At 67.5% G+C, this 13,015-nt stretch carries 14 protein-coding genes; 6 read left to right on the top strand and 8 right to left on the bottom strand.

Going from position 1 to position 13,015, the window contains the following annotated elements; genetic code table 11:
- Positions 1 to 263, top strand: a 263-nt coding sequence (locus tag AC1DY7_RS15230) for a hypothetical protein (protein ID WP_477494497.1), incomplete at its 5' end; no start/stop codon positions are given.
- 109 nt (positions 264 to 372) lie between these two features.
- Here the strand turns inward: AC1DY7_RS15230 and tyrS are convergent.
- Together tyrS and AC1DY7_RS15220 are read right to left on the bottom strand one after the other, a co-directional pair.
- The gene (tyrS, locus tag AC1DY7_RS15225; RefSeq protein WP_477494496.1) at positions 373 to 1,674 is read right to left on the bottom strand and encodes a tyrosine--tRNA ligase; all 1,302 of its coding nucleotides are present in this window, start codon (positions 1,672 to 1,674) and stop codon (positions 373 to 375) included.
- Between the two features lie 27 nt (positions 1,675 to 1,701).
- Positions 1,702 to 2,361, bottom strand: coding sequence for a DNA-3-methyladenine glycosylase (locus tag AC1DY7_RS15220; protein WP_477494495.1), 660 nt, complete (start codon positions 2,359 to 2,361; stop codon positions 1,702 to 1,704).
- A 3-nt stretch (positions 2,362 to 2,364) separates the two neighbouring features.
- Here AC1DY7_RS15220 and AC1DY7_RS15215 point away from each other — a divergent pair, with 3 nt between their 5' ends.
- The 3 genes from AC1DY7_RS15215 to AC1DY7_RS15205 are packed head-to-tail and all read left to right on the top strand — an operon-like array spanning position 2,365 to position 4,528.
- Complete coding sequence (locus tag AC1DY7_RS15215; protein ID WP_477494494.1) at positions 2,365 to 3,129, top strand: ABC transporter ATP-binding protein; 765 nt, start codon at positions 2,365 to 2,367, stop codon at positions 3,127 to 3,129.
- A complete protein-coding gene (locus AC1DY7_RS15210) occupies positions 3,063 to 3,881 on the top strand; it encodes an ABC transporter permease (RefSeq protein ID WP_477494493.1) in 819 nt (272 codons plus the stop codon). Before AC1DY7_RS15215 ends, AC1DY7_RS15210 begins: the two co-directional genes overlap by 67 nt.
- A gap of 29 nt (positions 3,882 to 3,910) precedes the next feature.
- On the top strand, positions 3,911 to 4,528 hold the full coding sequence (locus AC1DY7_RS15205) for a TetR/AcrR family transcriptional regulator (protein ID WP_477494492.1): 618 nt from the start codon (positions 3,911 to 3,913) through the stop codon (positions 4,526 to 4,528).
- On the opposite strand, the gene AC1DY7_RS15200 is transcribed toward AC1DY7_RS15205, so the two are convergent.
- The 3 genes from AC1DY7_RS15200 to AC1DY7_RS15190 form a co-directional block, all read right to left on the bottom strand.
- Entirely contained in the window at positions 4,500 to 4,715 is a 216-nt protein-coding gene (locus AC1DY7_RS15200; protein ID WP_477494491.1) for a Trm112 family protein, read from the bottom strand. The two genes, AC1DY7_RS15205 and AC1DY7_RS15200, sit on opposite strands and share 29 nt — an antisense overlap.
- Positions 4,716 to 4,724: 9 nt before the next feature.
- The gene (locus AC1DY7_RS15195) at positions 4,725 to 5,144 is read right to left on the bottom strand and encodes a hypothetical protein (protein ID WP_477494490.1); all 420 of its coding nucleotides are present in this window, start codon (positions 5,142 to 5,144) and stop codon (positions 4,725 to 4,727) included.
- Between the two features lie 64 nt (positions 5,145 to 5,208).
- Entirely contained in the window at positions 5,209 to 8,163 is a 2,955-nt protein-coding gene (locus AC1DY7_RS15190) for an acyl-CoA synthetase (RefSeq protein ID WP_477494539.1), read from the bottom strand.
- A gap of 145 nt (positions 8,164 to 8,308) precedes the next feature.
- Between AC1DY7_RS15190 and AC1DY7_RS15185 the strand changes: the two genes are divergently transcribed.
- Together AC1DY7_RS15185 and AC1DY7_RS15180 are read left to right on the top strand one after the other, a co-directional pair.
- Complete coding sequence (locus AC1DY7_RS15185) at positions 8,309 to 10,102, top strand: ABC-F family ATP-binding cassette domain-containing protein (protein ID WP_477494489.1); 1,794 nt, start codon at positions 8,309 to 8,311, stop codon at positions 10,100 to 10,102.
- Positions 10,103 to 10,120: 18 nt separating this feature from the next.
- A complete protein-coding gene (locus AC1DY7_RS15180) occupies positions 10,121 to 11,428 on the top strand; it encodes a hypothetical protein (RefSeq protein ID WP_477494488.1) in 1,308 nt (435 codons plus the stop codon).
- Here AC1DY7_RS15180 and AC1DY7_RS15175 read toward each other — a convergent pair.
- The 3 genes from AC1DY7_RS15175 to AC1DY7_RS15165 are packed head-to-tail and all read right to left on the bottom strand — an operon-like array spanning position 11,385 to position 13,011.
- The gene (locus AC1DY7_RS15175; protein WP_477494487.1) at positions 11,385 to 11,849 is read right to left on the bottom strand and encodes a hypothetical protein; all 465 of its coding nucleotides are present in this window, start codon (positions 11,847 to 11,849) and stop codon (positions 11,385 to 11,387) included. The two genes, AC1DY7_RS15180 and AC1DY7_RS15175, sit on opposite strands and share 44 nt — an antisense overlap.
- Complete coding sequence (locus tag AC1DY7_RS15170; protein ID WP_477494486.1) at positions 11,846 to 12,412, bottom strand: hypothetical protein; 567 nt, start codon at positions 12,410 to 12,412, stop codon at positions 11,846 to 11,848. Before AC1DY7_RS15170 ends, AC1DY7_RS15175 begins: the two co-directional genes overlap by 4 nt.
- Complete coding sequence (locus AC1DY7_RS15165; RefSeq protein ID WP_477494485.1) at positions 12,409 to 13,011, bottom strand: DUF4352 domain-containing protein; 603 nt, start codon at positions 13,009 to 13,011, stop codon at positions 12,409 to 12,411. Before AC1DY7_RS15165 ends, AC1DY7_RS15170 begins: the two co-directional genes overlap by 4 nt.
- Positions 13,012 to 13,015: the final 4 nt, after the last annotated feature.

Genomic DNA, 13,015 nt, shown 5'->3' with positions numbered 1-13,015 from the left:
ACCCAGACCAAAGCCCAGGTGAATTCGAATCAGAAAAACCTGATATCCAAATCAAAAGACACCAACAAACTGGCATCAAAAAAAGCCACCCATCAACTCAGGAAGACGGGAATCCCCCCAAACGAGTGGCCAAAAAACAACAAACAAAAACCACCAAACACACTATTGAGTTCTCAAACAACACGCCCGATTCTGATCGCGCAACAATCCCGCGGCTAAAAGCCGCGGTCCGTTTTGCGGGCAGTGAGGAACTCCCCGGTTAAGGGAATCTCTCTCGGATTTGGTCTTTGCTCTCCGGCCGAGGCCGTGTCGCTCTGACTTGCAATAAGTTACGGCAGGGCTAACAGCGAGTCAAATCGCCTGGTCAGAGGTCTATTTGCGCTGGTCAGCGCTGGTGACGCGACGGACCCCCGCGATGTGGCGCTTGCCACGCCGCAACACCAGCCACTGGTCTCGCAGAAAGTCCGTCGACTGTGGTATCCATTCGCCGCTTTCCACGCGTGCGTTATTGACGTAGACGCCGCCTTCGGCGAGTGCCCGCTTCGCTTCCCCACGACTCTTGGACAGTCCGGTCGCCACCAGGAGGTCCGTGATCGCGTCCGGGTCGCCCGGCGCCAACTCCGCGACCTGACCATTACTGGCCTCGGTCAATGCCGCAGTGAGGGTCGATTCGTCCAGGTCAGCGAGTTCCGCCCGTCCGAAGAGCGCCTGACTGGCCAGTTCCACGGCATCGGTGGCGGCCTGTCCGTGCACCAATGTGGTGAGTTCGCGCGCCAGCCGGCGCTGCGCGGCGCGTTCGTGTGGCCGCTCCTCGGTGGCCTGCTGCAATCCGCCCAGTTCCTCGGCATCCAGGAAGGTGAACCAGCGCAGGTAGCCCACGACGTCGGCGTCTCCGGTGTTCACGAAGTACTGGTACCAGGCATACGGCGACGTCAGCTCGGGGTCGAGCCACAGATTGCCGCCGCCGGTCGACTTCCCGAACTTCTTGCCCTCGGAGTCCGTGACCAGGGGTGTCGTCATCGCATGCACGCTCGCGCCGGACGTCTGCCGGACCAGCCGGGCCCCGGCGACGATGTTTCCCCACTGGTCGGAGCCACCGATCTGTAAGGCGCAGCCGTGCCGTCGATGCAGCTCAACGTAGTCGTTGGCCTGCAGCAGCATGTAGCTGAACTCCGTGTAGGAGATGCCGTCGCCCTCCAGGCGGCGCCGCACCGTCTCGCGGTCGAGCATCACGTTCACCGAGAAGTACTTGCCGATATCGCGCAGGAATTCGATCGCCGACAGTTGCCCGGTCCAGGACAGGTTGTTCTCCACGATGGCGCCTGTCGGCGTGCCGTCGAACTCGACGAATCGCTCGAGTTGGCCTCGGATCCGGTCCGCCCAGTCGGCGACGGTATCGGCGGTGTTCAGCGTCCGCTCCCCTGTCTCCCGGGGATCGCCGATCATGCCGGTCGCGCCGCCTGCCAGCACAATCGGCCGGTGGCCGGCCTGCTGGAACCGCCGCAGAGTCAGCAGCGGCACCAAGTGACCGGCATGCAGGCTGGGCGCGGTCGGGTCGAATCCCGAATAGACCGTCATGGGGCCGGTGGCGAGATCCGCCGCCAGCGTTTCCCGGTCGGTCGACTGCGCGATCAGGCCGCGCCATTCCAGTTCTTCGAGGATGCCCGTGCTCACGCTGTCGATCTTTACCTACTGCGCGGCTCAGTCGCTACCGCCCGGCACCGGAGCGCGCGGGCTGCGCCGGTACGCGGACACCTCGGGACGGCCGGGTAACCAGAATCGCCACCGCCGGTCGGCTGCGGTGCTCACCCCCACCCTCGGACCTTCCGCACCGTCGATACCCGGCTTGAGCGTGAGCCGGACCGGGCCGGCGTCATCCGCGAGGTCGATTCCGTTGTCCTCCATCAGGATTCCCAACGCCGAGCAGAGGTTGCCCGGACCACGGGCCAGCGCCGGGTCGGGAACGGCCACTCCCCGACGACGGCGCGCTACGTCGGTCCCCTCGGTGACGACGGCCGCCCGCAACAGCACCGCCGCCGCGAAACCCGCACTGCCACATACGACATTGGCGCAGACATGGATGCCGTAGCTGCGGTAGGTGTACATCCGCCCCGGCGGGCCGAACATCACCGCGTTGCGTGGCCGGCGCCCGCCGTAGGAGTGCGCGGCCGGATCGGGCCACGGCTGATCGGGCGGACCGCCGTAGGCCTCGACCTCGACGATCGTCGACACCACCCCGCGGCTCTCGAGCCGCGCGCCGAGCAGCAACTTCGCCGCGGACACCGGGTCGACCGCCAGCTCATCCACGAGATCGATTGTGCCCGGCCCTTGACAGCACTCCACCTCGGGCGCACTATTCATCACATGATGACTTCATCGAATGATGAATTACAGCAAGGGGACCGCGACCCGGCGATCTCCATCGAGAACCTGCAGGTCGTCCGCGGCAAGCGACAGGCGATCGAGAACCTGACGGTGCAGATCGCCAGCGGCACCATCACCGGCCTGCTCGGACCGTCGGGCTGCGGAAAAACCACCCTGATGCGGGCCATCGTCGGCACGCAGATCGTCGCGTCGGGCACCGTGACCGTCCTCGGACATCCCGCCGGCTCGGCCGAACTGCGCCACCGCGTCGGTTACGTCACCCAGGACGCCACCATCTACCGCGACCTGCGCGTCATCGACAATGCCCGGTACTTCGCCGCCCTCTACGGCTCCGACGCCCAGGCAGCCGAAGACGCGGTCGCCGCCGTCGGCCTCAGCGACCACCGAGCAGCGTTGTGCGACAACCTATCCGGTGGACAACGCACCCGGGTATCGCTGGCCTGCGCGCTGGTGTCGCACCCGGACCTGCTGGTGCTCGACGAGCCCACCGTCGGATTGGACCCGGTACTGCGGGTGGATCTGTGGGAGCAGTTCCACCAGCTGGCCCGCGCCGGAACCACCCTGATGGTCTCCAGCCACGTCATGGACGAAGCCGACCACTGCGGCGACCTGCTGCTCATGCGCGAAGGCCGCCTGCTCACCCACACCACCCCGACCCGATTGCGAAAGGACACAGGATGTTCGTCACTGGAGGAAGCGTTCCTGTCCGTCATCCGGCACAGCACCGCAGCCACAGCAAGCTGAGCCCGCGGGCGTACCTGGCCACCACCGGCCGCATCCTGCGCCAATTGGCAGGTGATCACCGCAGCGTGGCGATGATCGTCCTGGTGCCCACTCTGATCATCACGTTGATGTACTTCATGTTCGATAACGTGCCGCACCGCCCAGGCACACCGTCGCCGTTCAACAACGCCTGCCTGATCGTGCTCGGCGTGTTTCCGCTGATCGTGATGTTCCTGATCACCTCGATCACGATGCAACGCGAACGGGTGTCGGGCACGCTCGAGCGGATCCTCACCACCCCGCTGCGCCGGTTCGACCTGCTCGCCGCCTACGGGACGGCGTTCTCGATCGCCGCAGCCATCCAGGCCACCCTCGCCTGTGTCGTCGCGTTCTGGTTTCTCGGCTTCGACACCGCGGGCAGCCCGGTGCTGGTGTTCGTGATCGCGATCGTCAACGCCGTGCTGGGGGTCGGTCTGGGGCTGTTGTGCAGTGCCTTCGCCCGGACCGAGTTTCAGGCGGTGCAGTTCATGCCGGTGGTGATCGCCCCGCAGTTGCTGTTGTGCGGCATCATCGTGCCCCGCGAAGTGTTGCCCGAGTGGCTGCAGTGGATCAGCAACGTGCTGCCGGCCAGCTACGCTCTGGAAGCACTGCAGCAGGTCGGCGCGTACACCGAGCTCACGGCGGTCGCCGCCCGGGACATCGCGGTGGTGATCGGTTTCGCGGTCCTGGCGATGGCGCTGGCCGCCGCGACTCTGCGCCGTCGCACGCCGTGAGGACAGACCCGTAGGCCGAGAAGGACCCAGTGACCACCGACAGCACCGAGCGCAAACGACCCGGACGTCCCCCCGGAGCGTCTGACACCCGCGAGCGGATCCTGGAAAGCGCGCGGGAACTGTTCTCCCGCAACGGCTTCGACAAGACCTCGATTCGCGCCATCGCCACCGCCGCCGGTGTGGACGGTGCGCTGGTGCATCACTACTACGGAACCAAACAGCAGTTGTTCGCCGCCGCCATCCACATCCCGATCGACCCGATGCAGGTGATCGGGCCACTGCGGGAGACGCCGGTGGAGGAGATCGGCCTGATGCTGCCGTCGCTGCTGCTGCCACTCTGGGATTCCGAGCTCGGCAAGGGTTTCATCGCCACCTTGCGCTCGCTGATCGGCGGCGCCGACGTCACCCTGGTGCGGTCGTTCCTGCAGGAGGTGATCACCGTCGAGGTCGGGTCGCGGGTGGACCATCCACCCGGCTCCGGCCCGATCCGCGTCCAGTTCGTGGCGTCCCAACTGGTGGGTGTGGTGGTGGCCCGCTACATCCTGGAACTGGAGCCGTTCGCGTCGCTGCCGCCGGAGTCGATCGCCAAGACGATCGCGCCGAATCTGCAGCGCTACCTCACTGGGGAGTTGCCGAGCCTGAGCTGATCAGCCGTTCGTGCTCGGCGTCCTCGGTCACCGCGACGGCCTCGTCGATCAGCAGCACGGGAATGTCCTCGACGATCCGATACGCCCGGCGCAGTCGCGGGTTGTACAGGCACTCGCCGGCGACGTACAGCAGCGGGCCACGGTCCTCGGGACAGACCAGGATGCTCAGAAGTTTCGAATCGACCACGACCGCAGGCTATCCGCCCGGGTTGATGAAGAAGCCACCGAGGATGCCGTCGTCGTTCTGGGTGTTGATGCCGATGGTCGCCGGGTTGGACGGCTTCTGCATCCGCGCCTGCGTCTTGCGCTGGAAGTCGACGGTGGACTTCAGCGCGCTGACCAGCGGTCCCTGATTGGGCCGCTTGTCCAGACCGTCTTTGAGGTCCGCGTAGTTGCCCCGCGACGGCATGAAGCCCAGGGCCCTCAGCTTGAGCGCGTCGTGGATCAACGTGGAGACCTGCCCGCCGCCGGAGCCGGTGTCGTACTCACCGGCGATGTCGTCGAGCACATCGGCGCCGGCGATACCCGATCCGAAGGCCGCCATCAGGCCGGTCGCCACGGCGACGCCTGCGACTGCACGGCGCCATCCGGTGGTGCGCGTCAGCTCCGCTGCCATAAGTCCTCCACTGCGTTTCGACGTCTCGGGGAGCCTAACAGCGTCGCCGGCACCGGGCGCGGGGTCACAGATCCCCGAACTCGGCACGCACCGCCGCCGTCAAGCGCTTGTACTGACTCGTATCGGCATCGAAATACCAGGCGTTACGCGACGTCTTCGGGATCCCCGCCGCACGCAGAGGGCCGACCAGCGGCCGGTACGACGCACTCAGAGTCATCTGCGGCACCACGTACACAATGTCCGGGCTGGCCCCGACGGGCAGCGCCGCCAGCGCCTCGGAGAGTTCCGCGCTCGGCACGCTGCCCCCCGGGCGCAGCGTCACCGCGGTCACCGCCACGGTGCGGTCCTGCACTTCCAGTCGGTAGGTGACCGACAGGTCGACCGAGCCCACCTGGCTGACCGCGTCGTTGACCGCGGCGGTGAAGACGGGTCCACGCTCGGTGCGGATCACCGCGCTGCGGTTGTCGACGAGCCAGTAGTCACCGTCCTCGTCTCGACGGAACAGTGATTCGGTGGACACCCAGGTGTCCGCCGGCGCGAACACGCCCCGCTTGACCGACGCGGTCGGGTCGACCGGGCCGCGCGGCTGCGCGAGCAGCACGCCCACCTCGTTGGGCTGCGCGAGCCGCACGAACCCGTGCTCGTCCTCGAGGATCAGGTCGTCGACGGCGTCGTAAGCGGCCAGCTGCACCCGTCCGCCGCCGGGCAGGGGCCTGCCCTTGCTGCCGAACTTGACGCCCGACACGTTGGCCAGCACGGCCTGGCCGTCGGTGGTGGCGAAGAACTCCACGACATGCGCCGGGTCGAACACCTCGACCACCCGACGCCACAGCCCCGTCGGCATACCGGATCCGATGAACAGCCGCACCGGGTGATTACCGGACAGCGCGAACGACGGATCGTCGATGACCTCGCCCAGCATCGCCCAGGTGTAGGACACCACGGTCACGCCGTACTGCCGGATCTCGTGCAGGAAGCGGTCCTGCGTCAGTCCCCGGGACAGCGCGATGCGCGCCCCTCCGACGACGGCACCGCCGAGGCTGACGAGCAGGCCCGACTGGTGGTGCAGCGGGGTGAGGCAGTAGACGGTGTCGCGGTTGCCCAGGTTGGCCGCCGAGGCGGTGCCGAACGCCGACAGGGCCCACCGGAAGTTGGTGATCTGGCGGGCCACCAACTCGCCACCGGCACTGGCGAACGCCACGTAGGCCAGATCCCTCGCGAAGCCGGGGTTGGGCCGGTACCAGCCGGGCAGGATGACCCTGTCGGGATCGATCTTCTCCATGTCGATGATGTCGGCGGTGTCGTCAGGCAGGTCCAGGTCGCGCGATTCGCCGCCACCGAGCACCAACACCCGGATGCCCAGGCCGCCCACCACTTCGAGATTGCCGGGGTCGGCGAGCACATCGGAGATCCCCCCGATACGGACCACTTCGGCCAGGTCGGCGTCGGGCGGGATCAGCACCGCCACCGCACCGAGGCGCGACAGGGCGGCAATGGCCACCAGCGCGCTGGGACGGGTGTCCATCAGCACACCGACCCGCACGCCCTGGCGGATCCCGACCTCGATGAGGCCGCGCACCACGTTGTTGACGCGGCGGTCCACCGCCTCATAGGTGTGCACGCGCCCGTCGAACAACAGGAACTCGCCGCCCGGGTTGTTCTCGGCCTGCTCGGACATGATTCGGCCCAACGAGATCCGGGTGTGGTCGTTGACCTGACCGAGCCGGGCCAGCCGGGGCAGCGTGCGTGCGGTCTCGACGACCAGCGTGCGCGCCGACTTCTGCGTCGCGACCACGACGTCCGCGGCTGTACGGGCCAGCCCGAAGGCCACCTCGGTGGCCGCCGCCGTGCCCGCGGCCACCCGGGAGGCCAGCGGGACCCCACTGTCGGTGACGGTAGCCGGGGACTTGCTGGCCATCGGCACCACGTCGTCGGGCAGTGGGCCGTCGCCATCGCGCCACTTGATCCAGCCGGCGACCGTCGGCCACGACTGGGTGGCCGCCTTCGAACCGACGACCAGACCGAAATGCCCTGTCCTGATCAGGTATTCGTAGACATCAGCCTTCGGCGCCGCACTCTTGATACCGCGCACCGAAGCCGGCTGGCCGATGTCGTCGACCTCGCCGATGACCGCCAGCACCGGGCAGTCGATGTCGGCGAGGGTCACCAGATCGCCGTGCACGGAGAACCCGCCGGACATCATCCGGTTGTGCGCGATGAACTGCTTGAGCAGTTCGGAGATCGCCGGCCCGGACCAGGCGATCCAGCCCTCCGAGTCCAGGAAGCGGCGCTGCTGCTCGCGGGGCAGCAACGCCTCACGGTCGTGCAGCTGACGCAGGAAGTCCAGTCGGGCCTGCGCGGTCTTCAGTGGGTCCAACATCTGAAAACCCGTACGCGCCAACCAACCTGGGATGTCGATACGCGAGAACACGTGATCGGCCATGAAATTCGCGGCGACGGCTCCCATGTTCGGCGGGATGCCCATCGGCAGCGCGGCCAGGGTGTCCACCGGCGCGCCGAACGTGATGATGCTGGCCAGGTCCTTGGCGCGCCGGTAGGCCGCGGTCTGGTAGCAGAACATGCCGCCCTGCGAGTAGCCGATCAGGTGGACGTCACGCCCGGTGACGCGCTTGACGGTGCTGATGGCCTCGTTCAGTGCCACCACATGGTCGGCGAGATTACGTTGCATCCCGCCCTCGATCTTGTCGGGCGAACCGAAGTCGATGACCCAGGGGTCGAGACCCGAGGCGTGCAGGATGCCCGCCGCGCCGTCCACCCGGGTCACATCCCACATGTCGGCCGACATCATCATCGGGTGCACCATGAGTGCCGGCGCACCGGGTGCCGCCGCACCCGGGCGGGTGTCGGGTGGGAAGTAGCGCCGCAGCTTGTACATCGGGACGCTCTCGATGATCTGGAACGGCGACGGGACGGCGCCGGTCTCCAGCCCGCCGTAGCGAAGCACCTCGATCCCGTTCTGCGCGGTGGCCAGAAATCGGCCCACCGGCCCGGTGATCATCGAGAAATCGACCAACGCCCGCTCCCCTACGTCTTAAGGTTCAATCCCCCGATTGCCCCGACATCATGGCATAGCAACATCAATCGGCCGCCTTGAATGTCCTCGGTGAATGGACGTCACGAAGTCCGCCTAGCCTTAGGGGGACATGGCGCATCTTCTCGGGGCAGAAGCCCTCCACCTCGAATATCCCACCAAGGTCGTGTTCGACTCCGTTTCGCTCGGAGTCAACGAAGGCGACCGGATCGGCATCGTCGGCCGCAACGGCGACGGCAAATCCAGTCTGATGGCGATGCTGGCCGGGCGGGTCCGGCCCGACGGTGGCCGGGTGACCGTCCGCGGCGGGGTGCGCGTCGGCGTCCTCGACCAGGCCGACACCCTGGATCCCACCGGGACCGTCGGGTACACGGTGGTCGGCGACGTCCCCGAGCACGAATGGGCGGGTGACGCACGCGGGCGCGACGTCATCTCCGGCCTGCTCAGCGACCTGGACTGGAACGCGACGGTGGGCACGTTGTCCGGCGGGCAGCGCCGCCGCGTGGCGCTGGCCCAGTTGCTGGCGGGCGATCACGACGTCCTCGCGCTCGACGAACCGACCAACCACCTCGACGTCGAGGCGATCACCTGGCTGGCCGAACATCTCAAGCGGCGCTGGAGCCCGACATCGGGCGGGCTGCTCGTGGTGACACACGACCGCTGGTTCCTCGACGAGATCTGCACCGTGACGTGGGAGGTGCACGACCGCATCGTCGAGCCGTTCGAGGGGGGCTACGCCGCCTACATCCTGCAGCGAGTCGAGCGCGACCGGCAGGCCGCAACCATCGAGGAGCGGCGCAAGAATCTGGCCCGCAAGGAACTGGCCTGGCTGCGGCGCGGCGCGCCGGCGCGCACGACGAAGCCGAAGTTCCGGATCGACGCGGCCAACGCCCTGATCGCCGACGTGCCGGAGATCCGCGACAAGGTGGCCCTGCAGTCGCTGGCGGTCACCCGGCTCGGCAAGCAGGTCGTCGACCTGCTGGACACGTCGGTCAGCTACGGCGATCGCGAGGTGCTGCACGGCGTCGAATGGCTGATCGCCCCGGGTGAGCGCACCGGCATCCTCGGCGTCAACGGCGCGGGCAAGTCGACATTGCTCGGCCTGATCGACGGCTCGGTCGAGCCGACGTCGGGACGGGTCAAGCGCGGTAAGACGGTCAAGGTCGCGACGCTGACCCAGGGCGTGGAGAAGCTGGCCGAGCACCTCGACGATCCGGTCCGGATCGTGCTCAGCGACCTCGCCACCACCTACAGCGTCGGCACGGGTTCCAAGGCCCAGGAGCTCACCCCCAGCCAGCTGCTGGAGCGGCTCGGGTTCAGCAGTGCGCAGCTGTCCACGCCGGTCAAGGATCTCTCCGGCGGCCAGCAGCGCAGGCTGCAGTTGCTGCTGATCCTGCTGGAGCAGCCCAACGTCCTGATCCTCGACGAGCCGACCAACGATCTGGACACCGACATGCTCGCGGCGATGGAGGACCTGCTGGACTCGTGGCCGGGCACGATGATCGTGGTGAGCCACGACCGGTACTTCCTGGAGCGGGTCACCGACCAGCAGTACGGCATCCTCGGCGGGCGGCTGCGCCACCTGCCCGGCGGGGTGGACGAGTATCTACGGTTGCGGGCCTCGCATGCGGCACAGACCGGTGCCGCGGCGTCGCGCCCGGTCGGCGTCGGCGCGGCCGCTCCGTCGGGCGCCGATCTGCGCGCCACGCAGAAGGAGATCTCCTCGATCGAACGTCGGCTGCAGAAGCTGGACGGTCAGATCGGCACCGCCCACCAACGGCTGGCCGAGCATGATCAGGGTGATTATGAAGGGCTGCAACGGCTTACCGGTGAGTTGCGGGATCTGGAAACCGAGATCGCCGACCTGGAGGAGAAGTGGTTGGCGCTGTCCGAGTCGCTGGGCTGACATCGCTACGATGAGGGCGTGCGCTATCTGCTGATGCCGGTGACGCTGTGGGTGCGTTGCTTTCCGCAGCTGGTGGCCTGTTATCTGCTCGGCTATCTGGCCCGCGTCGCAGCCATCGAGTGGGCAGCATGGGCAGGTTACGACAACTACCTGTGGGCATCGCTGATCATGCCGTTGGCCGGCATGGCCCGGTTGGGTTCCTACGCCGCGATGTTCCTGGTGATCCGCCCGGGCATCCCGGCGCTGGCGGGGCTGCCCGCGCGATCGGCGCGACAGATCGACCTGTTCGCGACCGTCATCGTGCCGTTCTTCGCGATTTACCTTGCCTGGCAGATGTTCCGGGAGGACTGGCTGAGCTTCGTGTACCGCGCCGGGGACTACCAGCTCGACAAGGCGCTGACGTCCGACGCGCCCGTCGAGTTGAACCCGGACATGCTGCCGGTCGGCCCGGTCACCGTCGTCATCATCGGGGCGGCCCTGGTGGCCCGTCTCGTGTTCGGCCGGCTGAAGGACAAGCTGCCGACCTGGCTGCTGCCCGTCCGGGTGTATCTGGACGCACTGTGGGTGTTCCTGGTGCTGACGCTGTCGGCCAGCAACGGGTTGACGCTCCTGATCAATCCGTCGGCCTGGGTCTCGGAGCGACGGATCATCGTGTGGTTCAACGACACCCGCGAAAGCGTGTTCTCCCACTTCCATCTGCTCGACGTTGCGTGGGATGCCGTGATGTGGGCGCTCAAGACCGCGTTCGGTGGTGCGGCGGTCCCCTTGATCTGGCTGGCGGTGGCGTGCATTGTCTACGGCGTCACGGCCAAGAAGGACTGGCGCGATTCGGCCCGCCGGGTCGCAGGCGACCGGGTGACCCGGTGGATCGACCGCTCCGAAACCACCCGCACGCAACTCAGCACCGGGTGGAAACGCCTGCCCGGCAAGGTGCGCAACGAGGTCCGCGACCAGTTCACCGGACAGATCGGCAAATTCAAGCCCATCACCGATTCCGCGCACGTCATCGCGGCCGCCGGGATCCTCGCGTTGTCGCTGTACGTGCTGGGCTATCTGGGCCTGGCCTGGCTGGACATGTCGGGCAGCTTCTTCCGCGCACAACTGGGATCGGGATACCTGTTCCGCGGTATGGGCTGGCTGCTCGGACCGCACGACATCGGCTTTTGGTTCGCCACCTGGGATCCGATGGCGCTGATCTCGCACGCGCTCATCGAGCCGCTGCGGATCTGCCTGATAGCGACCACGTTGGCCTGGTGCGTGCAGCGCTGCACTCCCCCGCCCGCTACAACTCCAGCCGAAGTAGCAGTGAGCCGTCCGATTTCTTGATGTCCACCGCTGTCGGTTCCGCACTCACCGGCACCAGGAAACTCCACGGCATGGACACCGCGGCGCCGCAGGGCGGCCCGGCGGTGGACCGCCAGGACCGCTCCCCGTCGACCAGGTAGGCGGTGCAGCCGAAACCTTGGGTCGCCGTTCCCGACCGTTCGACGACGACGTTGACCAGGACGGTGCCGTCGGGCAGCGGTAGACCGGACCCCGCGGCGCGGGTCGACCGGCTGACATTGCGGATCGACCACGTCTGACCGTCCACCTCGGTCGGTTGCTGCGCCGCGGCCGTATGGGCGGGCTGCACGGTGTGCAGATAGCGTTCCCAGTCCGGTTTCAGCAGCACGGTGGTGATGGTGGTCAGCGCGGCCGCGGCCACCAGACCCCCGATCACGTTGCGCCGCCAGAGCGTGACCGTCACGTGCCGACCTGCTCAGCCGGCCCGAATTCGACGAGATCGGTGTGCTGCACCCGGGCATCGTCGAGCCCGATGTCGAACACCAGCCGGGAATCGAGGCGCCAGTCGCCGACCCAGACCCGCACGGTGATGTTGTCCTTGCCCCGCGCGACCAGTTCGGCGGGCACGTCGAAGATCCACGAACTGCGCACGGCGATACCGGGAGCCAGGTTGCCCGTCAGGGGTGTGAAGCCCAGGCGCTGGGTGGGGGCGTAGGTGTTCGGCCCGACCAGCAGTTCGACGGTCGGCACCTGGTCGGAGCGGGTGGCCATCGCCTCGGCGTCGACGACGACCCAGGTGCCCAGCGCATCGACGGTGGCGGGCGGGTATTGCTTGCGGTGTATGCGGGGGCCGATCCGCACACCGGTGACCTTCGCACTGATGTCGTGACCGACGGCCCGCTGGCCCATTCCGGCATCGACGTCGAAGGGGGCGTACACCTCATCGGGGGTGGGCAGGTTGTGCCACATCCATGCGGCGGCCGCGATCACCACAGCGGTGGCGAGGGCGTGCAGCGTCCTGGTCACGGCCGGCCCCCGACCGGGACGGTCAGCTGGGCGTAGTCCTTGCCGAGCACCCAGCCCTGGCCCGCGGTCACGTTCAGCCTGGGCACTTCTTTCCAGATCTGGACGGGCAACTCGGCGCCGACCGCCACCGCGTTCTCGGGCACCTGCCACAGCAGGACGATCTCGTCGGTGAGGCCTGGTCCGAGCCGCCCGGACAGCGTCCCGTCGGCGACCCGCATGGGCGCGAATTCCCGCGCCTGGGGTTGATCGACCAGGCGCACCGGCTTCCCGACGACACCGGGCAGCGTTCCGGTGTTGTGGGCCGTCACCACCAGCCCGAGGTAGCGGCTGCCCGGTTTGGCAGGTAAGAGCACCCGCTTGCCGGCGCGGATCTCATCCACCAGGGTGGCGCGGTGCACCGTCATCTCGAATTCGCCGGTGTCGAACTGTTCGCCGGGCTTGATGTCGGTGACGTGTTGGTTCACGGTGTCCAGGCCGCCGAAGGCCGCGGTGCCCGCCAGCACGGCCACCAAACCGGCCTGTTGCCACTGCTTGACGCCCCAGCCCGAAAGATGCTGCCGGACACGCGAGATGGCGCTGACGCTCCCCCCGGGCTCCATGACT

The organism is Mycobacterium sp. P2_H7 (assembly GCF_056403275.1).
Note: the sequence above shows the minus strand (reverse complement) of the source record. Positions and strands in the feature narration are given on the sequence as shown.